The following is a 21,689-nucleotide window of genomic DNA, read 5'->3' as shown; positions in this document are numbered from 1 at the left end:
ACCCCCGGGCTTCATGGCAGGCTGACGCCCACGGTTGTTACACAGCACACTGCGGCGTCTGTTGCCAGAATGTCGGAAGCAGGAGAGTGAGGGAGCGATGTTCGAGAGGTTCACCGACCGCGCGAGGCGTGTCGTTGTCCTGGCCCAGGAAGAGGCCCGGATGCTCAACCACAACTACATCGGCACCGAGCACATCCTGCTGGGGCTGATTCACGAGGGTGAGGGTGTCGCGGCCAAGTCGCTGGAATCGCTCGGCATTTCGCTGGAGGGCGTGCGCAGCCAGGTCGAGGAGATCATCGGGCAGGGCCAGCAGGCTCCGTCCGGTCACATCCCCTTTACCCCTAGGGCCAAAAAAGTCTTGGAGCTGAGCCTGCGCGAAGCGCTGCAGCTCGGCCACAACTACATCGGTACCGAGCACATCCTGCTCGGTCTCATCCGTGAGGGTGAGGGCGTCGCCGCGCAGGTGCTCGTCAAACTGGGCGCCGATCTCAACCGGGTGCGGCAGCAGGTCATCCAGCTGCTGTCCGGATACCAGGGCAAGGAGCCGGTCGAATCCGGTTCCCGCGGTGAGGCGGGCACGCCGTCCACCTCGCTGGTGCTCGACCAGTTCGGCCGGAACCTGACCCAGGCCGCGCTCGAGGGCAAGCTCGACCCCGTCATCGGCCGCTCGAAGGAAATCGAGCGCGTCATGCAGGTGCTGAGCCGGCGCACCAAGAACAACCCGGTGCTGATCGGTGAGCCAGGTGTCGGTAAGACCGCCGTCGTCGAGGGCCTCGCGCAGGCCATCGTCAATGGCGAGGTTCCCGAGACGCTCAAGGACAAGCAGCTCTACACCCTCGACCTTGGTTCCCTGGTCGCGGGCAGCCGCTACCGCGGTGACTTCGAAGAGCGCCTCAAGAAGGTGCTCAAGGAGATCAACACCCGCGGCGACATCATCCTGTTCATCGACGAGCTGCACACGCTCGTCGGCGCGGGTGCTGCCGAAGGCGCCATCGACGCGGCCTCGATCCTGAAGCCGAAGCTGGCCCGTGGCGAGCTGCAGACCATCGGCGCGACCACCCTCGACGAGTACCGCAAGTACATCGAGAAGGATGCCGCGCTGGAGCGCCGGTTCCAGCCGGTCCAGGTCGGCGAGCCGACGGTCGAGCACACCATCAACATTCTCAAGGGCCTTCGTGACCGCTACGAGGCACACCACCGGGTTTCCATCACCGATGGCGCGCTGGTGGCCGCGGCGACCCTGGCCGACCGCTACATCAACGACCGGTTCCTGCCGGACAAGGCGATCGACCTGATCGACGAGGCCGGTGCGCGCATGCGCATCCGTCGCATGACCGCCCCGCCGGACCTGCGCGAATTCGACGACAAGATCGCCGATGCGCGCCGGGAGAAGGAAAGCGCTATCGACGCGCAGGACTTCGAGAAGGCGGCGCGACTGCGCGACAAGGAAAAGCAGCTGGTCGCCAAGCGCGCCGAGCGGGAAAAGCAGTGGCGCTCCGGTGATCTCGACGTGGTTGCCGAGGTCGACGACGAGCAGATCGCGGAGGTGCTTGCCAACTGGACCGGCATCCCCGTCTTCAAGCTCACCGAGGAGGAGACCACCCGTCTGCTCCGCATGGAGGACGAGCTGCACAAGCGGATCATCGGCCAGGAGGATGCCGTCAAGGCCGTCTCCAAGGCGATCCGCCGCACTCGCGCCGGCCTGAAGGATCCGAAGCGTCCGTCCGGTTCGTTCATCTTCGCCGGTCCGTCCGGTGTCGGTAAGACCGAGCTTGCCAAGTCGCTGGCGAACTTCCTGTTCGGCGACGACGACGCGCTCATCCAGATCGACATGGGCGAGTTCCACGATCGCTTCACCGCATCGCGGCTGTTCGGTGCCCCTCCCGGGTACGTCGGCTACGAAGAGGGCGGCCAGCTCACCGAGAAGGTGCGCCGCAAGCCGTTCTCCGTGGTTTTGTTCGACGAGATCGAAAAGGCACACCAGGAGATCTACAACACCCTGTTGCAGGTCCTCGAGGACGGTCGTCTCACCGACGGCCAGGGACGCACGGTCGACTTCAAGAACACCGTGCTGATCTTCACCTCCAACCTGGGCACCTCGGACATCTCCAAGGCGGTTGGTCTCGGCTTCACCCAGTCCAACATCCAGGGCTCGAACTACGAGCGGATGAAGCTCAAGGTCAACGACGAGCTGAAGAAGCACTTCCGGCCCGAGTTCCTCAACCGCATCGACGATGTCATCGTCTTCCACCAGCTCACGACCGATCAGATCGTGCAGATGGTTGACCTGATGATCGGCCGCGTCGGCGTCCAGTTGAAGAACAAGGACATGTCGATGGAGCTGTCCGAGCAGGGCAAGGCGCTGCTCGCCAAGCGTGGCTTCGACCCCGTGCTCGGTGCCAGGCCGCTGCGCCGGACCATCCAGCGCGAGATCGAGGACCAGCTGTCGGAGAAGATCCTCTTCGGCGAGATCGGCCCCGGCCAGACCGTCTTCGTCGACGTCGAAGGCTGGGACGGCGAAGGCTCCGGCGAGGACGCCAAGTTCACCTTCACCGGCAAGGCGAAGCTGACCAAGGCGGACAAGGGCGAGGAGAAGCCCGAGGTCGTGCTGACCGGTGCCGCTGAAGGCGCCGCGGAAGCCTCCGGCGAGTAAAAGCACTACGAGAAAGGCCCGCTTCCCCTTGGGAGGCGGGCCTTTTCCGTTGTCAGCGCATGGGGAGTTCGCGGGGGAGCGTGCCCAACCCGAAGCGGAAGGCGGGCTTCAGGAGAACGGCTACCCATTGGGTGGGTAGCCAGCCGATATAGCGGGGGCGGACCGCCAACGTCCAGTTCAGGCGTGTGCGGCCACCGTCGAGCGATTCGATCGCATACTCCTCACACCACGAGCCGAAGAACGGCAGCGTGGCATCGGTGGCGGTGTAGACGATGCGGCTGCCCTTGTCCCAGTGCAGGATCCGCTCGTGCTGGGCGTAGACCAGCCAGCGGTCCAGATACATCTGGAAGTCGCGCACGGTGCCTGGTCCCGGCGTCTCGCCGTCCGGATATCGGCAGCCCCACACCGTGGGCAGCCAGGACCACATGCGCGGCCCGGAGATCACCGACCACACGTCCTCGGGCGTTGCGTTGTAGTCGTATCGGAGGCGGCTCACGAAAGGGGCGGTGGCGAAGAAGACCGGGTAGGTATCGCCATCGATCGGGGATGCCTTGAAGCGCATGCTGTTTCGTCCCTCTAGACCGTGGCGGCCGTGGCGTGCTCGGTGCCGAAACTGTTCGCCACCACCGCGGGCAGCCTGTCGTAGGTGTAGTCGTCGAGCGGATAGGTGACGCCCTCGCGCCGGCTCTGCAGCAGACTGCTCGGCCGGACGTACGGCGAATCACCGTGGGAATTCACGAAATAGGTGTTCGAACCGGCGCAGTGCACCGAGAAGTAGTACGCGAGGTTCCGGCCGCGCCGCATCTGCATGGCGTGATAACGCTGCTGTGCTTCCCCGCGGACCTCGGTTTTGGTCGCGCCGCGGATGCGGGCGGTATCGATGGCCCGGTTGATATTGCGCATGGCGTTTTCCAGGATGTAGTGGAAAGCGGTCCCGGTCCACGAGTACGGTCCGACCATCATCCAGCGGTTCGGCAGGCCCGCCACCGCCGTGCTGTGATACGCCTGCAGCCCTTCGGTATTGAAGAATGTGCCGAGGTCGAAGCCGTTCGCGCCGACCACCGTGCCCTCGCGGTAGCTCTCCGGATCGGAGAACACCTCGTACCCGGTCGCCAGCACGAGCGCGTCTATCGGGCGGTGCGTTCCGTCGACCGTCACTATCGCGTCCTCGGTGATCCGCGCGATGGAGTCGGTGACCAACTCGACGTTGCGGCGGTTGAAGATCGGCAGATAGTCACCGCCGAGAGTGCCACGCGTACAACCGGGGCCGTAGCCGGGCACCAGTTTGGCGCGCACCCGCGGATCACGCACCTTGTACCGCAGCCACCCCCGATACAGCGCACGCGCACCGCTGTCCACGGGCCAGGAACCGGCGCGGAACAGCCGATTCGGCGTGTACACCAGGCCGCGCAGGCCCACCTCGATGCCTGCCAGCGCCACACCGTGCAGCAGCGCGGAGAGCCCGGGAACCCGCAGCGCCTGCTGCATCCACCGGGCCATCGGGAAGTCCGGCTTCGGGAAGTACCACTGCGTAGTGCGCTGGTACACATCGAGATTCGCCACCTCAGCGGCGATGGCCGGTGCGATCTGCGCGGTGCTGGAGCCGACGCCGACGATCGCGACCCGCTTGCCGGTGAAGTCGTAGTCGTGATTCCACCGGGACGGAATCATCACCTCGCCGCGGAACTCGTCGAGACCCGGTATCGCGGGCCGATCCTTCGGCCGCAGATACGCGCCGACCGCGCTGATCACGAAGCGGGCGGTGAGCTGGCCGCCAGCCGAGATATGCAGCCGCCACAGGTGATTCGCCTCGTCCCACTCCTCCGTGACGATGTCGGTGTTGAACATCGTCTTTCCCGGCAGGCCCGCACGGTGTGCCAGCCCGACGTGGTAATCCTGAATCTCCTTGCCGTCGGCGAAGAATCGCTTCCAGTCGTGCTTACGCGCGAAGGAGAACTGATAGGCCAGCGTCGGCAGATCGGCCCCGACACCCGGATAGGTGTTGAACAGCCAGGTGCCGCCGAAGTCCGCGGCCCGGTCGACCAGCACGATATCGGTGATGCCGATCTCGGCGAGCTTGATGCCCGCGCAGATCCCGCCCGCCCCCGCGCCGATGATCGCCACCTCGAACTGTGGTTTTTCCTGGCCTGGCGCGAAAGGTTCCGGCATAACGGCTCCTGAAGTGTCTGAGACAGTACTTCATGATTGAAGCCGTTGCCGAGTAGATACGTCAAGGCATAGTGGTAATCGAGGTTTTTCTGTCTGGGCCCCGATGACGAAGCGTTCGGTACCGGGGCGCCGCCTATTGCTCGCCGATCGTCGCCGTGTAGCGCGCGAGCACCGGGGCGAAGGCGTCGGACAACTCACCGGGGATGAGCACCTCGTCGATTCCGTACTTCTCCCTTCGGGTTTCGAGCATGTCAGCGGCGGCGGCCGGGTCGGCATCGAGGACACCCGCCGCGCCGGCCGCCCGTAGCACGTCCGCGCTGAGGCCGAGGCGGGTGCTCGTCCAGTACGGCAGCCGGTCGCCGATCCCGATCAGCTGATGGCTGAACGGAATCGCCCGATCGGTGTGGTCGCGCACGATGCGGACCATATCGGCCAGCTCCGCCTCGGTGACCTGTGGACCGGCGGCGAGCAGGATGCGATCGGCGAATTCCGCTGCCGCGGCTAGCATTCGCGGCCCGCTGGCGGCAACGACGACCAGCGGCGCCGGGTCAACCTGTGCGCGGACCGCCGCGATGGTGTCGGCAAGCTGCGCGCGGCGTTCGGCCGCCGAACCCCATGGCATGCCGAGGCGTTCGGCCTCCGCCCTGGCGTCCGGTCGGCCGGAGCCGATGCCCAGCTCGAACCGACCGTCCGAAAGCAGTTGCAGCGCAGCGGTTTCCCGGATAGTCGCGGCCGCGGTGCGCAGCGGCACCGCGAGCACGTTGGGGCGCAGGCGGATCGTGCTGGTCACCGCCGCCGCCGCGGCCAGCGCCGGGAAGGGTGATGGGGTATTCAACGTGTCCGGCAGCAGGATCGTCCGGTAGCCCTGCCGCTCGGCATCCCTTGTGACGGTGGCCCATTCGGAGCCCGAGCCCGGGACGATGACAATGCCGAATGTCATGCTCATGGTGGTCTCCCGTCAGCTCTTGGCCTGGCGCTTCGGCTCGCGCAATACGGCGAGGCGGCTGCGGTACTGGTCCTCGGTGATCTCGCCGCGCGCGAACGCGGTACGCAGCGCGCCGACCCCGCTTTCGCGGCCGATGAACCGGCGCCGCGCGAAGAACGCCAGCGTGATGAAGGTGATCCAGAACAGCAGCGGGAAGATCCAGAAGAACGGCCATGGGTGCCAGCCGCCGTCATGGTGATCGGCGAGGAAGGTCATGACCTCGGGTTGTGTCGAAATGTTCATGCCAAAAGCCTGCGCCGCAGACCCACCCGGCGGCATCGGTCGCGCGGCGCTGCTCGCCGTACGCCGCGGCGCGTATGCCGGGGTACGTTGGATGGGGTTCGTAGAACCGATCCGGGGGTGCTGAATGACAAATCCAGATCTGACACTGATCGCCGTCCTGCTCGACCGTTCCGGGTCGATGCAGTCGATCAAATCCGACACCGAGGGCGGATTCGCCGCCTTCATCGACGAGCAGCGCACGGTGCCGAAGACGATCGAGGTGACCCTGGCGCGGTTCGACACCGAATACGAATGCGTCTACGCGAACCGTCCGCTCGCGCAGGTACCGCCGCTGGATCTGCAGCCGCGCGGGATGACCGCGCTGTACGACGCGGTGGGCAGGCTGGTCACCGACGTCGGCGCGGAACTCGCGAAACGGTCCGAACAGGACCGGCCTGGCACGGTCATTGTCGTCGTGCTCACCGACGGTCACGAGAATTCGAGCAAGGAGTGGTCGCACACCGCGGTGAAATCGCTGATCACCCAGCAGCAGGACGTCTACGACTGGAATTTCCTGTTCCTCGGCGCGAATATGGACGCGGTCGCGATCGGCGCCCAGATGGGGTTCGACCCGGGCAACTCGATCACCTATGCCGCTGCCCCGCAGGGAGTTTCGGGGGTGTTCCGGGCGGCGTCGGCCAGCTCGGCCCGGCTGCAGACCGCACCGCGCGAGGCGAAGCGCGGCGGGTTCACCGATGCGGAGCGCGAACAGTCGAATCCCGGTAGCGGGTAGTTACTGCCAGCCCGGGCGTACCACGCCCGATTCATAAGCCATGACGACCAATTGGGTGCGGTCGCGGGCACCGAGCTTCATCAGAATTCGGCTGACGTGCGTGCGGGCGGTGGCAGGGCTCATGAACAGTCGCTCGCCGATTTCGGCATTGGTGAGGCCCTCGGCGACCAGCACCATCACCTCGCGCTCGCGTTCGGTGAGTTCGGAAAGCGTTGCGGGCGGCGGTGTCTTGGCGTGCGCGGAGAATTCGGCGATCAGGCGGCGGGTGACGCCGGGGGAGAGCAGCGCGTCACCGGCCGCGACCACCCGGACGGCCCGCACCAGATCGGCCGGTTCGGTGTGCTTGACCAGGAAACCCGTTGCGCCCGAACGCATCGCCTCGAAGACGTATTCGTCGAGCTCGAAGGTGGTCAGCACGACCACCCGCACCTCGGCCAGCGCGGGATCCTCGGCGATCATCCTGGTGGCAGCGAGGCCATCGAGGATGGGCATCCTGATGTCCATCAGCACCACGTCCGGGACGAGGCTGCGGGTCATCCGCACCGCCTGTTCGCCGTTGTCCGCCTCGCCGACCACCTCGATGCCGTCCTGCGCTTCCAGCAGCGCGACGAAGCCGCCGCGCACCAGCGCCTGATCATCGGCGACCAAGACCCGAATGCTCACGATCGCGCCTCGATGACGCCCGGCCTCGTCGTGCGCTGCCGCTCGCTCACGACTGCTGCGCCTTCTCATCCGGCCTGATCGGCCGCACGTTGTCGGGGCGGACCGTGTCGTCGGACGGCGGCGGCACCGGCCTGCGCTCGCTCGGCGCCATCGGACGCAACGGCAGTCGCGCCGCGACCCTGAACCCGCCGCTCGGGCGCGGGCCAGCGGTGAGTGCGCCGCCGAGGGCATGGGTGCGTTCGCGCATGCCGATGATCCCGTTGCCGCCGCCGGTCCCCGACCGCTGCGCCGGTGCGGTCGGGCGGGCGTTGTCGACGGTGATATCGACCGATTGCGCCGCGTAGCGCACCGTCACCGACGCCTCCGCGCCCGGCGCGTGCCGCACCACATTGGTCAGCGACTCCTGGATGATCCGCGCGGCGGCCACGTCGATCACGCTCGGCAGCTGCTGCGGCTCACCGATGATCTTGGTACCCACCGACAATCCGGCCGCGCGGGCGCGCTGCAGCAGGGTGTCCAGCTCGGCGATGCTCGGCGCTGGCGTTCGCGGTGCGGCCGGGCGCGCCTCGGCCTCGGCGGATTCGGCACCGGCCCTGTCCGATTGCTCGTCGTCGGCCGAAACACGGTCGGTATCAACAGAATTGCGGCCGCTCCAGCCGCGTGGGCGGCGTCGGCTCGGCGCACTGCGCTCGACATCGGCGAATTCGGCTTCGTCGCCGTCGGATTCGCCCGCGACGGCGCCACCGGTGCGGATCGAATGCAGCAGTGTGTGCACCTCGGCGAGCGCGTCCCTGCTTGCCGTCTTGATCGCGTCCAGCGCGGTGGCGGCCTGCTCGGGCTTCTTGTCGAACAGTTCGAGTGCCACCGACGACTGCACGTTGATCAGCGAAAGGCTGTGCGCCAGTACGTCGTGCAGTTCGCGGGCGATGGCGAGCCGCTCGTCGCTGGCCCGCCGTTCCCGCTGCGCCTCCTCGTCGCGGCGCGCTGCCTCGGCCCGCTGCCTGCGCGCCACCAGCACCGCATTGCGCTGCCGAATGCCCTCCACCACGCACAACAGCACGACGAGCCACGCCATCAGCGCGAAGATCTGCCACCCATTGGCACCGCGCCCGAGCATCGCGGGCAGCGGCCAGACCAGCACGAGGTAGCCGACCGGCACGAGTGGGTAAGTCCACCAGCGTGATCCGGCGCTCGCGGCGGTCAGGAACGCGATGACCAGCGAGAGGAAGATCGGCCCGTATCCATAGCCGAGCGCCAGGTAGGCGATGCAGGCACCGAGCGCGACCAGCAACACCGGCACCGGCCTGGCCCGTCGCCAGATCAACGCGACCGGACCGGCAAGTAATAGCAGGTAACCGAGGACGTCGAGGGAATTCTCGCCCATCCTCATATTCGCGAATGTGCCCCCGACGATCTGGAGCGCGGCCACCACAAGCGCCACGCCCCAATCCCATCCAAGCGAGCCTCGACTCGTTATGCTCATCCGCCTCTCCGCGTATTCAGGCCAGACATAGGTGCCGAGCCAGTGGCGTCGGCGGCTGGCGGTTACGTGCCTGGCGAGTGAGCCTGTGCCCGGCGAGTTACCCATGTACTTGCGAAATCAGTTGTTGCGTTCACAGACAGTAGCGTCTTGGACGCGCTCGCGGCCGCTGTCGTGCCGCGCCTGTTCCGACCCTACGACTGCTCGAGGTATCGGTCGTCGTCCGCAGTACGTATGTCGACCATCGCCGCGCGACGGATGTGGGGGGCATGGGCGGGGGCGGATTCTCGGTGCATGACAGATTCGATCGTGGTCACCCGAGGGTTGACCAAACGCTATGGCACGCATGCCGTCGTCGACGGTGTGAGCATGAGTGTCGCGGCCGGTGAGATCTATGGGTTCCTCGGGCCGAATGGCGCGGGTAAGACGACAACGCTGCGGATGCTGGTCGGGCTGATCCGGCCAAGTGCTGGTTCCGCGATGGTGGCCGGGCACGCACCGGGTGATCCTGCGGTGGTTCGCCGGATCGGCGTCCTCATCGAGGGGCCTGGTTTCTATCCGTACCTGTCCGGCCGGGACAACCTGCGGGTTCTCGCGAAATACCGCGGTATCGGCAATTCCGAGGTCGAGCAGGCCTTGGACCGGGTGGGCCTGGCGAACCGCGCCGATGACAAGTTTCGCACCTACTCGCTCGGCATGAAGCAGCGTCTCGGCGTCGGCGCCGCCCTGCTCGGCGGGCCCGATCTGCTGATTCTGGACGAGCCGACGAACGGTCTCGACCCGAAGGGCATGGCCGAAATGCGGGAGCTGATCACCACTCTCGCCGCCGACGGGCACACGGTGCTGCTGTCGAGTCACATGCTCAGCGAGGTGCAGGAGATCTGCGATCGGGTGGGCGTGATCTCGCAGGGCAAGCTGCTCGCCGAGTCCACCGTCACCGAATTGCGCGGCGCCTCATCGCTTTTGCTGCGCGCCGAACCGTTGGAGGTGGCGTTCCCTGCCGTGCGCGGGGTGGTCGGTGAGCGTGCCGCGATGCTCACCTCGAGCGGTATCCGGATCGAGGCGGGTAACGGCACCGCACCCGCCGTGGCGCGGGCGGTGGTCGCGGCCGGTGCCGATCTGCTCGAACTGCGGATCGACGAGAAGTCCCTGGAAGAAGTGTTTTTCGAAATGACTCAGCTGGAAGTGGCGAAATGACCGTTCAAGACCTGTTGGCGAGCACGAAGGCGGAGGCGCTGCGGCTGCGGAAGTGGCCGGCGTTCTGGATCATCCTCGGCACCTGGATTCTGCTGAACCTCACCTTCGCGTACCTGTTCAACTATCTGGCCTACACCTCGGGCGAGTCGGGCCGGATGTCGAACGGTCTGCCGAAAGACGCGCTGCTGCACCAGATGCTGCCCGCCGCGGTGCCTGAGGTGTTCACCCAGGGCATGGCGATGTTCGGCGGCGCGCTGATGCTGGTGCTCGGCGCGCTGACCACCGGAAGCGGATATGGCTGGGGCACTTGGAAAACCGTGTTCACCCAGGGGCCGTCGCGGATCAGCGCGGTCGGTGGCGTGCTGGTGAGCCTGGTTGTCGTGGTGGTCGGGCTGGTGCTCACCGCCTTCGTCGTGGACACCGAGGTGGCGGCGCTGATCGGCGCGACCAAGTCGCAGCCGCTCGTGCTGCCGTCGCTGCAGCAGTCGGCGCTCGGAATCCTCACGGGCATCGCGATTTTGGGCATGTGGACGTTGGCGGGCGCACTGATCGGCACGATCGCGCGCGGTCCAGCGCTGGCCGTCGGCCTCGGCCTGGTGTGGGTGCTGGTGGTGGAGAACCTGCTGCGCGGTGTCGCGGGCATCTTCTCGCCGATCGCGTTCATCACCGATCACCTGCCAGGTACCGCGGCCGGTTCCATGGCGGGTGCGATGCGGACGGTCGGCGCCGGGACGCCCGGCGTGCTCGACATCCTTTCGCGCACCGAATCGCTGCTCATGCTCGGGATCTATATCGCGGTCTTCGTTGCCGGGACCATGTGGCTGATGCGCAGGCGCGACCTGGTGTGAGAAATCAGTCGAAAGCCGTTGGCGGACAACCGTCAACGGCTTTCAGCCGTGCGTAAGCACCGAGTGGGCGAGGTGTCGTAGCGCGTCGGCGATCTGTGCCGGGGTCAGGCCTCGGCTGCGTTGCTGTTGGTACACCTCGGCCGCCAGGGGGGCCAGCAACGGATCGATGAGTGCGTCCGGCTCGCGAATCTTGCCCGCCAGCAACAGGGCTCGCACATGGGCGTACCAGAACCCGTACGAGCCCGTCGCGAATCGTGCACCGCCGGTTTCCGCGCCGAGCACCAAATCCGCGTGAGCGTCCAGCAATTCGACCATCGCGGTGTAGAACGCGGCCAGCCGTTCCGCGGGCGGCGCACCAGGGCCGAGCGGTGGCAGGCCGCCGATCAGCTGCTCCTGCAGCGCTCGTTCGTGTTCGTCGAGCAGGGCGACGGCGATCGAATTCGTATCCGGGTAGCGGCGATACAGCGTGCCGCGGCCGACGCCCGCCGCCTTGGCGATGTCGTCCATCGTCACGGTGCGTGGATCGCGGGAGGCGAACAGCTCGGCGGCCGCGGCGAGCACCTTGGCCCGGTTGCGCGCCGCGTCCGCGCGCTCGGGCGGGGTGGCCGCTCGCCCGGTGAGCAGATCCGTCTGGCTGGTCATGTCGCTGACTGTACCCGTTTCCGGAATAAGTGGACGATGCGTCCAGTTGTCGGTATGGCCGGTTTCGGCACCAAGTGGACAAGGTGGTCGCGCTCGCGCTGATCATCGGCGGAATCGTGTTGGCCAGGGTCACCGATCCCGAATAGCGAATGGCGCCAATGTTGCTCGTACAGCGCTCTAGTCCGACCTCGAGACGTGGGGAGGTGGGCTGGCTAAGCTCGGTGCGCATCCACATCATCAGCGAAAGGACCGTGATGCCTACTCGTACCGCGCGTACTGCTTGGACCGGCACTCTGCAGGAGGGGTCGGGACAGGTCGAGCTGGCCAGTTCCGGGGTCGGCAAGTACGACGTGTCGTTCCCGAAGCGTTCCGCCGAGGACGCCGACGGCACCACCAGCCCGGAGGAGCTCATCGCGGCGGCGCACTCGTCCTGCTACGCGATGGCGCTGTCGGCGCAGATCGGCAATGCGGGCGGCACCCCGGAGAGCCTGGATGTCAGCGCCGACGTCACCCTCGGCCCCGACCCGGCCGGTGGCTTCCGGATCAGCGGCATCAAGCTGACCGTGCGCGGCAAGGTCTCCGGCATCGACGCGGAGGCCTTCGCCGCCGCGGCCGAGGCCGCCAAGGCGGGCTGCCCGGTCAGCAAGGCGCTTGCTGGCGTCGACCACATCGTCCTCGACGCAGCCCTGGCGTAACCAAGCACAAACAACTGCCCGGTTCGCGTACCCCTCGTGCGCGAACCGGGCAGTTGCGTTATCCGGCAAGTAATTTCGTGTCTGGCCTTAAAGGCTCGGAGCGGCGGGAGAGAAGTAGCGGCGGGCTGCCGGGTGGTACATCGCGGGAATCGCGATCAGCACCGCGACGATGTGGATCGTGCGGAACAGGGCCACCAGCGCGCCGTCGAGGGTGATGGTGGCGAACAGGTCGCCGAACTTGTCGGCGGACAGCAGCGCCGCGAGCGGTTCGATGATCAGGGAGAGCAGGCCGATCACGCCGATACCGAAGGTCAGCAGCAGGCGGGCCCAGCGGGCGCCGTGCGCCATTCGGACGGCGACCAAGAGCACGACCAGGTAGATCCCGAGCCGCACGGCGAGCCCGGTGGCCAGGCCCGGCACGTCGATGTGGTTGCCCGCCAACGTCACCGCGGTCTGTTCGATGGCCTCGGCCACTCCGGCAAGCAGGGCGACGACGAGGCCGCCGAACGCGACGCGCACGGCGCGCGGTGGTTGTGCGGGTGCGCCCGAACGCGGTGGTGCGGGCCAAACGGAAAGGGCAGTGCCGGTCATGACACCGACACTGCCCGTCGAATTCCGGATCTGGATCAGCCCGCGGTAGCGATCGACTCTCGTACCGGAGTACTACTGCGCGTGGCGAATTCGGTGAGCGCGGCGAAGCCGAGGGCAAGGCAGGCCCACAGCGTCGCGGTCTCGGCCAGCGAGGACGCCCGGAACTGCCACAGCAGCGCGGCCGGGAAGTCCGCCTTCACCTCGTTGATGCCGGGCAGCACGATGTAGCCGACCGCCGTCACGAGGACGAACGTCGCGAGACCGCCGATCAGCCGCACCGTGCTCAGCTGGTCGCGCAGCAGCTTGTAGACGTACCCGCTCGCGCCGACGGCCACCAGGCCGAGCAGCACGGCGGCCACCCAGAGCAGGGTGCGCTCGTTGATCGTCGCCGGATCACCGACCGCGGGCGGGTTCGCCGGGTACTTGAAGAACGGCACCGCGACGATCGCGGCCCAGCCGCCGAGCCCGATCCCCAGCGCGAGTTTCGGCCCGGAGAGCGTGCTGTGGCGGCGCGCGAAGTGGGCGACCGAGGCGAAGATCGCGCCGAGCGCGAGACCGGCAAGGCCGAGCGCGAGGAACTGTCCTGCCTTCTGGCCGGTGCGGCTGACCAGTGGTTCTTCCTCGTCGCCGTGCGAATGCCCTTCGGGCGCCGCCGATTCCGCGTCGTGCGAATGCGCCGCGGTGCCGGCTTCCTCGATGGCGATGGCGGCGTCGACCTTCGGCTCGCCGATGAAGTAGCCCACCGACGCGGCGAGCAGGCCCGCGATGAGCCCGGCGAGCAGGCCGCGCAGCAGCAGGGTCTTCAGCGAACCGATCAGGGGGACGGCAGTGGGTGAGTTCAATGGCACGGGAGCCCCAGCAGGTGGCGTCCGTCGTGCATCAGCTCGTGCAGGTACATCCCGCTGCGCGAGATGACGCCCTGATCGAAGCCGACCAGGTACAGCGTGAGCAGTGCCAGCAGCACGACACCGACCGTGACGAGCACAGTGGCCAGTGAGTCGGTTGCCCGGCTCGGCGAATGCGCGATTGCCATGCGAGTCCTCCTAGGGATACGCGAGGTCGGACCTTCGTCCTCCCCAGCGCTTTCAGCGTCCCGTCGAATGGGTGCGAGGGTGCCGGTGTCTGGCTATCCGGCACCCACGGACTCGGTGCATGGAACACAGTGGCGCGACCGCTCCGGAATTACACCGGATTACCGCATCACCCTCGCGTTTTGTCATGCGCACTGTGGCACCTGAGGGCACCCGACGTCAACACGACCAGCGGAGTCGTGCTCTGACGCCGGGCAGGTCAGCCCGTCAGGGTCAGTCGGCAGGCTTCGCGGCCACGTCGATGACGACCTCGAATTCCAACAGCGACGCACCCGTGGATACCGGCTTCTGCCGCTCGCCAGCGTGCGCCTCGCGCGCTGGCCCGTCCCGCCACGCCGCGAACGCCTCTTCCGAATCCCACTGGGTGACAACGAAGTACCGCTTGTCCCCGGCGATCGGCCGGAGCAACTGGAAGCCGAGGAACCCCGGCGAGCCCTCGACCGCGTGCGCGCGGTGGGCGAACCGCTTCTCCAACTCGGGGCCAGCGCCCTCGGGAACCTCGATCGCGTTGATCTTCACAACAGCCATGGGCTCGACAATACGACCCGCGAGCGTCCGTCCGGTATGGGCCATATCGGGGGTAGCGCGCACGGCGCGCGCGGGCCCGGCAGAATCAGCGGGGTGTTGCACGACGAAGGCGGAGCGGGCGTCCCGATCCTGCTGCTGCACGGACTGATGGGCAGTGCCAGGACCTGGCACGATCAACTGGACTGGCTGCGCGACTACGGCCACGTCTACACCTTCGACGCCGCCGGGCACGGCAGGCCGGCACCGGACGAGCTGACCACCGAGGCCTTCGTCGCCGATCTGGCCGCGGCGACCGCCGGCATCACCGAACCCATGGTGGTGATCGGGCATTCGATGGGCGCGCTGCACGGCTGGGTGTTCGCCGCGACGCACCCCGAGCGGGTGCACGCGCTGGTTGTCGAGGACATCGCCCCGGATTTCACCGGCCGGACGGCGGCGGACTGGGCGGCGATGATCGAGGCGTGGCCGCAGCCGTTTCCGAACGCTGATGCCGTGCTGAAGTTCTTCGGGCCGGTCGCCGGGCGGTATTTCCTGAACTCGTTCGAGCACGGCCCGGATGGTTACCGGCTGCACGGCTCGGTCGCGACGTTCCGCGATATCTCGCAGGAGTGGGGCAGCCGCGACTTCTGGCCGCAGTGGCACGCCATCCGCGTGCCCGCGCTGCTGCTAGAGGGCGAACACACCATCACCCCGCCCGGCCAGATGCGGCAGATGGCCGAGACCCACCCCGACGCCGAACACGTACTCGTCTCCGGCGCAGCCCATCTCGTGCACGACGACCAACCAGACCAGTACCGCACCGCCGTCGAACGCTTCCTCCGCCGCGTGCTGAGCCCCGAGGCGCACACCTCCTGACTTCCCGCACACAAGAGGTGGGTCAGCGCGCGTTGCCGCCTTCGCCGGCGAGCGCGAAGAGGCCGTCGACGGTCTGCTCGATCAGTCCGTCGACCAGTAGCGAGTCCAGGGCGCGGGCGCGTTGACCGGGGTCGCGCGGCCAGGCGAGGTCGAGGCGAACGCGCTCGACCGGGCCGGTCGAGTCGCGCAGGACATCGAGCAGCCTGCCGCGGGCTTGCCGATCGGTGCCCTCGTATTTCTGTGTGCGGCGGACGATTTCGGAGACGGGGCGACCCGCCGCGACCCACGCGCAGCTCGGCAACGGACAGCGCGAACAGTCCGGTGTGCGCGCGGTGCATACCGTCGCGCCCAGTTCCATCAGCGCGGCCGAGAACACCGCGGCGCGGTCGATCTGTCGCGGCAGCAGGGCTTCGGTCTCCGGCAGATCGCGCGAGGACGGATTGCCCGCCTCCGCGCGACCGTGCACGGCGCGGGCGACGACTCGGCGAACATTGGTGTCGACCACCGGAACCCGTTGCCCGTAGGCGAAACACGCGACCGCGCGCGCCGTGTACGCCCCGATGCCAGGCAGGCTCAGCAGCACGTCAACGTCGGTCGGCACCTCGTCACCGTGCTCGGCGGCGAGCACCCGCGCGCATTCGTGCAGCCGCAGCGCGCGGCGCGGGTAACCGAGCTTGCCCCACGCGCGCAGCACCTCGGCCTGCGAGGACGCCGCCATCGCCGACGGCACCGGCCAGCGCGCCACCCATTCCCGCCAGATCGGCTCGACCCGGACCACCGGCGTCTGCTGCAGCATGATCTCGCTCATCAGGATCTGCCACGCGGTGACATCGCCTCGGCGCCACGGCAGGTCACGCGCGGTCTCCTCGTACCAGTCGAGCAATACGTCGGCATCGATGCTGTTCGGAGCTTTCCTCACGGTTCCTGTCCTACTGCCGCGGGCCGGTATTTGCCGACCCGTAACCAAACGAACTGGCTGGTAACACAAGCCTTGTGCACAATGGTCGGTATGCCTGATTCAAATCCGGTCAGTGCCTGGAAATCTTTGCGCGAAGGCAACGACCGTTTCGTCACCGGTGCGCTGGAGCATCCTAGCCAGGGCGCCGTCGACCGAGCCAAACTTGTCAGCGGCCAGCACCCGTCCGCGATCCTCTTCGGCTGCGGTGACTCCAGGGTCGCCGCCGAGTTGATCTTCGACCAGGGGCTCGGCGACATGTTCGTGGTGCGCACCGCTGGCCACGTCGTCGACAGCTCGGTGCTCGGCTCGATCGAGTACGGCGTGCAGGTGCTCAACGTTCCGCTGATCGTGGTGCTCGGGCACGACAGCTGCGGCGCGGTGAAGGCCACCATCGACGCGCTCGACGGCGGCGAGGTGCCTGGCGGATTCATCCGCAGCGTGGTCGAGCGGGTCACGCCGTCCATTCTGATCGGTCGCAGGGAGGGCCTGTCCACCGTCGACGAGATGGAGGCAAGGCACGTGGTCGAGACGAGCAGGCTGCTCATGCAGCGGTCGATGATCATCTCCCAGCGCGTCGCGACCGGCGAATGCGCGATCGCCTGTGTCACATACAAGCTCGCCGACGGACGGGTGAAGCTGCAGCGTGTCGTCGGCAACATCGGCGAGCTCGCCTGAGTCGGAGTCGTCGGCGTTTGCCCAGCGTGCGGGCCAGAATTCCGTCGCCACGATCGCGTAATCCGGACCGACACGCCGTGCGCATGAGTCACTGCGCCCGACCGTGCCCTTACCGTTGAGGCGTGCTGGAACCGAATGGACCGCTGCCACCGGAGATCTATTGGCGTCGTCGCGCATTGGCGATCGGCGCACTGGTCGTCGCGTTGGCGCTGGTCATCTGGCTCGTACTGACGGTATCCCGCGGCGGTGACTCGCCGAGCGATTCGAAGCAGGCCGCGGCCGGTGCGTCGTCCTCGGCGACGACGAGCAAGCCCGCCGATGTCTCGACGACAAAGGCCGCTGGTTCGAGCGAATCCGGCGCGCCCGCAACATCGAGCGGCGCTCCGTCGGCGTCGAACGAGGCCGCCGCGGGAGCGCCGCAGTGCTCCGATCAGTCGCTGGCGATCAAGATCAGCGTGGATCAGCCGACCTATCGGGTCGGCGAGCAGCCGAACTTCCGGATCGTCATCACCAACATCTCCAGCGCGCTGTGCCAGCGGGATATGAATCTGGCGCAGATCCAGGCGTCGGTGTCGTCGCTGGACGGCCAGCGCCGATTCTGGACGAGCTCGGACTGTTCGCCCGTCGACGAGTCGAACGTGCGGAATCTGAAACCCGGTGAGCAGGCGCTGTTCACGGTGCGCTGGTCGGGCACGACCTCGCAGCAGGGCTGCGTCGGCGAGCGGGTGCCGGTGCCGGCGGGCGCCTATCAGGTCACCGCGCAATTCGGCTCGCTGCACAGCTCGCCGGAGCCGTTCAATCTGACCCCCGCCTGAGTAACGCCGGATTCGGTTGCGTCCGTTAGAAATCGGGCGCAACCTCCGTCGCCTCCTTCGGTGCGCGCCGCTTGCGGGTACCGGTGATGCGGATGGCCGAGCGCACGTCGGCGACCTCGTGGATCTTCATGCCGCCACGCTTGAGCGGCGTGAAACCCGGCGGCACCAGCGCGGTGGTGAAGCCGAGCCGTTCGGCCTCGGCCAGCCTGCGTTCCAGTCCGGTCACCTTGCGCACCTCACCGGCAAGGCCGACCTCGCCGAGGATCACCCAGCCCGCCGGAATCGCCACCTCCGAATTGGCGCTGGCGATGGCGAGCGTGATGGCAAGGTCGGCGGCGGGCTCCAGCAGGCGCATACCGCCGACCGTCGCGGCGTACACGTCGGACTTGCCGAGAAACACCTTTCCTCGGCTCTGCAGCACGGCGAGCACCATCGCGACCCGGTTGTAGTCGAGGCCGCTGACCGCGCGGCGCGGATTCGGAATCTCGGTCTCCACCGTCAGCCCCTGCACCTCGGCGACGAGCGGCCGTTTGCCGTCCATCGCGACGGTGACCGCGGTGCCGGGCACCGAATCGGTGCGGTGGTGCAGGAACAGCCCGGACGGGTCGTCGACGCAGGCGATGCCGTCCTCGTGCAGCTCGAAACAGCCGACCTCGTCGGCGCTGCCGAAGCGGTTCTTGATGCCGCGCACCATCCGCAGCGCCGAGTTCTTGTCGCCCTCGAACTGCAGCACCACGTCGACGAGGTGTTCCAGGGTGCGCGGGCCCGCGACATTGCCGTCCTTGGTGACGTGCCCGACCAGCAGCACCGCGATCCCGCTCGCCTTGGCCAGCGAGGTCAGCGCCGAGGTCACCGCGCGCACCTGGGTGACGCCGCCGATCACGCCGTCCACCTCGGGCGCGAGCATGGTCTGCACCGAGTCGACAACCAGCAGCGTCGGCTGCACCTGCTCGACATGCCCGAGCACGATCGAAAGATCGGATTCCGCGGCCAGATAGACCCGTTCGTGCACCGCGCCGGTGCGGTCGGCGCGCAGCCGCACCTGTCCCGCCGACTCCTCCGCGGTGACGTAGAGCGATTTCGCGTCGTGCTGCCGTGCCCAGCGGTGCGCGACCTCGAGCAGCAGCGTCGACTTGCCGACGCCAGGCTCACCGGAGAGCAGCACAACCGAGCCGGGGACAACGCCACCGCCGAGCACCCGGTCCAGTTCGCTGACCCCGGTCGGCTTCGCCCTGGTGATCTGGGAGTCGATGGTGGAGATCGGCGCGGCGGCGGTGCTCGGCAGCATCGCGCGCCGCGCCGGTGCGCCAGCACCCGTCGCCGCGAGGACTACCTCGTCGACGGTGCCCCACGCACCGCAGTCGGGGCACTTGCCCACCCACTTGGCGACCTCGTGCGTGCAGGCGGAGCACTTGAAGATCGACCTGGTCTTTGCCACACGCGCACCTTACGTACCGCGTCCGACAACATGGCCGACCTCGGCCGGATAAACGAACGGCTGCCGCACCAAGGGGGTGCGACAGCCTATTTCGTAAGGGGGCTAGATGGTCAGTGTCCGCCGGTGTGCTCGGCCTCGGCCGCGCCGGACTTGTCCGACTCGTGCCGCTCGGTGGTCGCGCCCGCGTCGACCGGCACCTGGACCTGCACGGTGCCGTTCTGCTTGAAGTTGAACGCGACGTTGTAGGTGAGGCCAGGGGTGATGTCCCTGGTCAGGCCGGTGATCTCGATCAGGATCGGATGCGCCTCCGGGTCTTCGGCGGCCGCGGACTCGGCGCCGCCGGTGGTCTCGGGCTTGGCCGAGGTCGGTGCCGCGGAGGTCGGCGTCGCGCCGTGCATGTCGCCCATGGACGTGGCGGGCTTGTCCGGCTTGGTCGCCGCGACGACGGTCCGCTGCGGGGCAAGCTCCACCGTCGACTTGCCGGTGGCCGGGGTGATCTTCACGGTGCCGAGGTCGGTGGTGAGGCTGGTCAGCTCGTCGGGCACGGACGGGCTGTTGTTGATGATCGACAGCGCGATGACCGCCTTGCCGCCCTTGGTGTTGTTGTAGTCGGTGCCCTGGGCGGGGAAGACGATGTGCACGTTGCGCAGCGCGACCTTGCCGATATCGGCGTGGTTGCCATTGATCGCGGCGACCTGGTCCGCGGTCTGCGAGATCTGGCCCGAGCTACAGCCGGTCAGCACGATCGCCGCACCTGCGGCGAGTGCGGCAACCGGCACCATGCGACGTCGCGCCTTTTTCAGGGCGGTCACAGCTTTCAGGGCAGTCACGGGTTGTCCCTCCATGTCGACCGGGTCACTCCGCAAGGGAGAGTAATAACTAGGCAGCGTAGTAGTTCCCGCTACGGACCGGGAGCCGGGGCTCGCGACTCGCGGGTCGTTGATAACAGATCGGTCGAGCATCGACGGATCGCGGACGCACTGCCAGCTCAGGTCGGGGGGCCGGGACGGGGGCAGTGCGGGGAGGTAACCCGTTCTGGCACAACATAATGCACACCAGGCGGGCGTTGTCAAGCCCCACCGCTGCCTCGTTGTGGCCCTGACCTGCACAGTTGATCGCGCCGTTACCGAGTCGCATGTTAAACTGTGAACATCGAAAGGGGCACGGGACACATGATTTTTAAGGTCGGAGACACCGTCGTTTACCCCCACCACGGAGCGGCGCTGATCGAAGCTATCGAGACTCGCACCATCAAGGGTGAGCAAAAAGAGTATCTGGTCCTGAAGGTCGCCCAAGGCGATCTGACTGTTCGGGTTCCCGCAGAGAATGCTGAATACGTCGGCGTACGTGATGTCGTCGGCCAGGAGGGTCTCGATCGAGTCTTCCAGGTCCTGCGCGCGCCACACACGGAGGAGCCGACCAACTGGTCCCGCCGTTACAAGGCCAACCTGGAGAAGCTCGCCTCCGGCGATGTGAACAAGGTGGCCGAGGTCGTCCGCGACCTGTGGCGTCGTGAGCAGGATCGCGGCCTGTCCGCCGGTGAAAAGCGAATGCTTGCCAAGGCCCGTCAGATTCTCGTCGGTGAGCTCGCGCTCGCCGAGGGTACCGATGACGGCAAGGCCGAGACGCTGCTGGACGAGGTCCTCGCCGCGGCTTCCTGACCGTGAACACACTCGACAACGGTGCTCGTCTCACCGACGGAACCGTCGTTGCTTTGGTGCCTGCCGCCGGTCGCGGCGTCCGCCTGGGTGAAGCCACGCCCAAGGCGTTCGTCCCGATCGGCGGCAGCCCTATGGTCCGGCTCGCCGTCGAAGGCCTGATCGCCTCCGGGGCGGTCGACCGGATCATTGTTATGGTTCCCGCCGAATTCGTCGAGAGCGCCGTTGCCCTGCTGCCGCCCTCGGATTCGGTACACGTGGTCGTCGGCGGCGCCGAACGCATCGACTCGGTGCGGGCAGGCATCGCCGCCGCACCCGAGGCCGCCTACTACCTCGTGCACGACGCCGCGCGCGCCCTTACCCCACCCGAGCTCATCGCCAGGGTCGCCGCCGAGTTGCGCGCCGGACGACTCGCCGTGGTCCCCGCGCTTCCGGTCGCCGACACCATCAAGTCCGTCGACGCCGCGGGCGCGGTCACCGGCACCCCGGACCGCGCGCGACTGCGCGCCATCCAGACCCCGCAGGGTTTCGCGGCCGAACTGCTGCGCTCGGCCTACCTGTCCGAGGGCGTGCAAGCCACCGACGACGCCGGACTGGTCGAGCTGCTCGGCAACCAGGTGCACACCATCCCTGGCGACCCGCTGGCCTTCAAGATCACCACCCCGCTCGACCTGCTGCTCGCCAACGCCGTGCTCGACGGCGCCGACCTGCGCCGGGCGGTGGCGCGGTGAAT

General features: G+C 67.5%; 24 protein-coding genes and 1 riboswitch. Of the genes, 10 read left to right on the top strand and 14 right to left on the bottom strand.

The features are described from left to right. Positions 1–97 precede the first annotated feature (97 nt). A complete protein-coding gene (locus OG203_RS22750) occupies positions 98–2,653 on the top strand; it encodes an ATP-dependent Clp protease ATP-binding subunit (protein WP_405167618.1) in 2,556 nt (851 codons plus the stop codon). A 52-nt stretch (positions 2,654–2,705) separates the two neighbouring features. Here OG203_RS22750 and OG203_RS22745 read toward each other — a convergent pair whose 3' ends face one another. The 4 genes from OG203_RS22745 to OG203_RS22730 form a co-directional block, all read right to left on the bottom strand. Continuing rightward, on the bottom strand, positions 2,706–3,215 hold the full coding sequence (locus OG203_RS22745) for an SRPBCC family protein (RefSeq protein WP_405167617.1): 510 nt from the start codon (positions 3,213–3,215) through the stop codon (positions 2,706–2,708). Positions 3,216–3,229: 14 nt separating this feature from the next. Beyond that, entirely contained in the window at positions 3,230–4,822 is a 1,593-nt protein-coding gene (locus OG203_RS22740) for a flavin-containing monooxygenase (RefSeq protein ID WP_405167616.1), read from the bottom strand. Positions 4,823–4,955: 133 nt separating this feature from the next. Further along, on the bottom strand, positions 4,956–5,768 hold the full coding sequence (locus OG203_RS22735) for an LLM class flavin-dependent oxidoreductase (protein WP_405167615.1): 813 nt from the start codon (positions 5,766–5,768) through the stop codon (positions 4,956–4,958). 12 nt (positions 5,769–5,780) lie between these two features. Then, a complete protein-coding gene (locus OG203_RS22730; RefSeq protein WP_405167614.1) occupies positions 5,781–6,050 on the bottom strand; it encodes a hypothetical protein in 270 nt (89 codons plus the stop codon). A gap of 124 nt (positions 6,051–6,174) precedes the next feature. Between OG203_RS22730 and OG203_RS22725 the strand changes: the two genes are divergently transcribed. Further along, complete coding sequence (locus OG203_RS22725) at positions 6,175–6,822, top strand: vWA domain-containing protein (RefSeq protein WP_405167613.1); 648 nt, start codon at positions 6,175–6,177, stop codon at positions 6,820–6,822. On the opposite strand, the gene OG203_RS22720 is transcribed toward OG203_RS22725, so the two are convergent. Both OG203_RS22720 and OG203_RS22715 read right to left on the bottom strand, forming a co-directional pair. Next, positions 6,823–7,485: a response regulator gene (locus OG203_RS22720; RefSeq protein WP_405167612.1), complete on the bottom strand. Its 663-nt coding sequence runs from the start codon at positions 7,483–7,485 to the stop codon at positions 6,823–6,825. 46 nt (positions 7,486–7,531) lie between these two features. Continuing rightward, positions 7,532–8,968: a sensor histidine kinase gene (locus OG203_RS22715; protein ID WP_405167611.1), complete on the bottom strand. Its 1,437-nt coding sequence runs from the start codon at positions 8,966–8,968 to the stop codon at positions 7,532–7,534. A gap of 291 nt (positions 8,969–9,259) precedes the next feature. On the opposite strand from OG203_RS22715, the gene OG203_RS22710 reads away from it, so the two are divergent. Together OG203_RS22710 and OG203_RS22705 are read left to right on the top strand one after the other, a co-directional pair. Further along, positions 9,260–10,162, top strand: coding sequence for an ABC transporter ATP-binding protein (locus OG203_RS22710; protein WP_405167610.1), 903 nt, complete (start codon positions 9,260–9,262; stop codon positions 10,160–10,162). Next, positions 10,159–11,010, top strand: a complete 852-nt coding sequence (locus tag OG203_RS22705; protein ID WP_405167609.1) for an ABC transporter permease — start codon at positions 10,159–10,161, stop codon at positions 11,008–11,010. Before OG203_RS22710 ends, OG203_RS22705 begins: the two co-directional genes overlap by 4 nt. A gap of 42 nt (positions 11,011–11,052) precedes the next feature. Here the strand turns inward: OG203_RS22705 and OG203_RS22700 are convergent, their stop codons facing one another. Next, a complete protein-coding gene (locus OG203_RS22700) occupies positions 11,053–11,652 on the bottom strand; it encodes a TetR/AcrR family transcriptional regulator (protein ID WP_405167608.1) in 600 nt (199 codons plus the stop codon). 254 nt (positions 11,653–11,906) lie between these two features. Between OG203_RS22700 and OG203_RS22695 the strand changes: the two genes are divergently transcribed. Beyond that, complete coding sequence (locus OG203_RS22695; protein ID WP_405167607.1) at positions 11,907–12,347, top strand: OsmC family peroxiredoxin; 441 nt, start codon at positions 11,907–11,909, stop codon at positions 12,345–12,347. A gap of 87 nt (positions 12,348–12,434) precedes the next feature. On the opposite strand, the gene OG203_RS22690 is transcribed toward OG203_RS22695, so the two are convergent. The 4 genes from OG203_RS22690 to OG203_RS22675 all read right to left on the bottom strand — a co-directional run bounded on the left by OG203_RS22690 (position 12,435) and on the right by OG203_RS22675 (position 14,557). Continuing rightward, positions 12,435–12,938, bottom strand: coding sequence for a hypothetical protein (locus OG203_RS22690; protein WP_405167606.1), 504 nt, complete (start codon positions 12,936–12,938; stop codon positions 12,435–12,437). 35 nt (positions 12,939–12,973) lie between these two features. Continuing rightward, the gene (locus OG203_RS22685) at positions 12,974–13,786 is read right to left on the bottom strand and encodes a CbtA family protein (protein WP_405167605.1); all 813 of its coding nucleotides are present in this window, start codon (positions 13,784–13,786) and stop codon (positions 12,974–12,976) included. Further along, entirely contained in the window at positions 13,777–13,971 is a 195-nt protein-coding gene (locus OG203_RS22680; protein ID WP_039794710.1) for a CbtB-domain containing protein, read from the bottom strand. Before OG203_RS22680 ends, OG203_RS22685 begins: the two co-directional genes overlap by 10 nt. Before the next feature lie 62 nt (positions 13,972–14,033). Continuing rightward, positions 14,034–14,199, bottom strand: a riboswitch (cobalamin riboswitch). A gap of 43 nt (positions 14,200–14,242) precedes the next feature. Beyond that, positions 14,243–14,557, bottom strand: a complete 315-nt coding sequence (locus OG203_RS22675; RefSeq protein WP_405167604.1) for an antibiotic biosynthesis monooxygenase family protein — start codon at positions 14,555–14,557, stop codon at positions 14,243–14,245. A 93-nt stretch (positions 14,558–14,650) separates the two neighbouring features. Here OG203_RS22675 and OG203_RS22670 point away from each other — a divergent pair, with 93 nt between their 5' ends. Next, complete coding sequence (locus tag OG203_RS22670; RefSeq protein WP_405167603.1) at positions 14,651–15,412, top strand: alpha/beta fold hydrolase; 762 nt, start codon at positions 14,651–14,653, stop codon at positions 15,410–15,412. A 22-nt stretch (positions 15,413–15,434) separates the two neighbouring features. On the opposite strand, the gene OG203_RS22665 is transcribed toward OG203_RS22670, so the two are convergent. After that, positions 15,435–16,331: an A/G-specific adenine glycosylase gene (locus OG203_RS22665; protein ID WP_405167602.1), complete on the bottom strand. Its 897-nt coding sequence runs from the start codon at positions 16,329–16,331 to the stop codon at positions 15,435–15,437. Positions 16,332–16,421: 90 nt separating this feature from the next. Here OG203_RS22665 and OG203_RS22660 point away from each other — a divergent pair, with 90 nt between their 5' ends. Beyond that, positions 16,422–17,045, top strand: coding sequence for a carbonic anhydrase (locus OG203_RS22660; protein WP_405167601.1), 624 nt, complete (start codon positions 16,422–16,424; stop codon positions 17,043–17,045). Positions 17,046–17,167: 122 nt separating this feature from the next. Next, positions 17,168–17,860, top strand: coding sequence for a hypothetical protein (locus OG203_RS22655; protein ID WP_405167600.1), 693 nt, complete (start codon positions 17,168–17,170; stop codon positions 17,858–17,860). 25 nt (positions 17,861–17,885) lie between these two features. Here OG203_RS22655 and radA read toward each other — a convergent pair whose 3' ends face one another. Together radA and OG203_RS22645 are read right to left on the bottom strand one after the other, a co-directional pair. Continuing rightward, positions 17,886–19,298, bottom strand: a complete 1,413-nt coding sequence (radA, locus tag OG203_RS22650) for a DNA repair protein RadA (RefSeq protein WP_405167599.1) — start codon at positions 19,296–19,298, stop codon at positions 17,886–17,888. Positions 19,299–19,408: 110 nt separating this feature from the next. Continuing rightward, a complete protein-coding gene (locus OG203_RS22645) occupies positions 19,409–20,110 on the bottom strand; it encodes a hypothetical protein (RefSeq protein ID WP_405167598.1) in 702 nt (233 codons plus the stop codon). A gap of 360 nt (positions 20,111–20,470) precedes the next feature. Here OG203_RS22645 and carD point away from each other — a divergent pair, with 360 nt between their 5' ends. Further along, on the top strand, positions 20,471–20,959 hold the full coding sequence (gene carD, locus OG203_RS22640) for an RNA polymerase-binding transcription factor CarD (RefSeq protein ID WP_011206964.1): 489 nt from the start codon (positions 20,471–20,473) through the stop codon (positions 20,957–20,959). A 2-nt stretch (positions 20,960–20,961) separates the two neighbouring features. Then, positions 20,962–21,687 carry a 2-C-methyl-D-erythritol 4-phosphate cytidylyltransferase gene (gene ispD, locus OG203_RS22635; RefSeq protein ID WP_405167597.1) on the top strand — a complete coding sequence of 242 codons (726 nt, stop codon included), beginning with the start codon at positions 20,962–20,964 and terminating at the stop codon, positions 21,685–21,687. The last annotated feature ends 2 nt before the right edge of the window (positions 21,688–21,689 follow it).

It is taken from the genome of Nocardia sp. NBC_01499 (assembly GCF_045040275.1).
Classification (GTDB): Bacteria; Actinomycetota; Actinomycetes; order Mycobacteriales; family Mycobacteriaceae; genus Nocardia.
Note: the sequence above shows the minus strand (reverse complement) of the source record. Positions and strands in the feature narration are given on the sequence as shown.

Coding starts and splice junctions, on each gene's coding strand:
- OG203_RS22750 (WP_405167618.1), top strand. CDS start 98: ATGTTCGAGAGGTTCACCGACCGCGCGAGGCGTGTCGTTGTCCTGGCC.
- OG203_RS22745 (WP_405167617.1), bottom strand. CDS start 3,215: ATGCGCTTCAAGGCATCCCCGATCGATGGCGATACCTACCCGGTCTTC.
- OG203_RS22740 (WP_405167616.1), bottom strand. CDS start 4,822: ATGCCGGAACCTTTCGCGCCAGGCCAGGAAAAACCACAGTTCGAGGTG.
- OG203_RS22735 (WP_405167615.1), bottom strand. CDS start 5,768: ATGAGCATGACATTCGGCATTGTCATCGTCCCGGGCTCGGGCTCCGAA.
- OG203_RS22730 (WP_405167614.1), bottom strand. CDS start 6,050: ATGAACATTTCGACACAACCCGAGGTCATGACCTTCCTCGCCGATCAC.
- OG203_RS22725 (WP_405167613.1), top strand. CDS start 6,175: ATGACAAATCCAGATCTGACACTGATCGCCGTCCTGCTCGACCGTTCC.
- OG203_RS22715 (WP_405167611.1), bottom strand. CDS start 8,968: ATGAGCATAACGAGTCGAGGCTCGCTTGGATGGGATTGGGGCGTGGCG.
- OG203_RS22710 (WP_405167610.1), top strand. CDS start 9,260: ATGACAGATTCGATCGTGGTCACCCGAGGGTTGACCAAACGCTATGGC.
- OG203_RS22705 (WP_405167609.1), top strand. CDS start 10,159: ATGACCGTTCAAGACCTGTTGGCGAGCACGAAGGCGGAGGCGCTGCGG.
- OG203_RS22700 (WP_405167608.1), bottom strand. CDS start 11,652: ATGACCAGCCAGACGGATCTGCTCACCGGGCGAGCGGCCACCCCGCCC.
- OG203_RS22695 (WP_405167607.1), top strand. CDS start 11,907: ATGCCTACTCGTACCGCGCGTACTGCTTGGACCGGCACTCTGCAGGAG.
- OG203_RS22690 (WP_405167606.1), bottom strand. CDS start 12,938: ATGACCGGCACTGCCCTTTCCGTTTGGCCCGCACCACCGCGTTCGGGC.
- OG203_RS22680 (WP_039794710.1), bottom strand. CDS start 13,971: ATGGCAATCGCGCATTCGCCGAGCCGGGCAACCGACTCACTGGCCACT.
- OG203_RS22675 (WP_405167604.1), bottom strand. CDS start 14,557: ATGGCTGTTGTGAAGATCAACGCGATCGAGGTTCCCGAGGGCGCTGGC.
- OG203_RS22660 (WP_405167601.1), top strand. CDS start 16,422: ATGCCTGATTCAAATCCGGTCAGTGCCTGGAAATCTTTGCGCGAAGGC.
- carD (WP_011206964.1), top strand. CDS start 20,471: ATGATTTTTAAGGTCGGAGACACCGTCGTTTACCCCCACCACGGAGCG.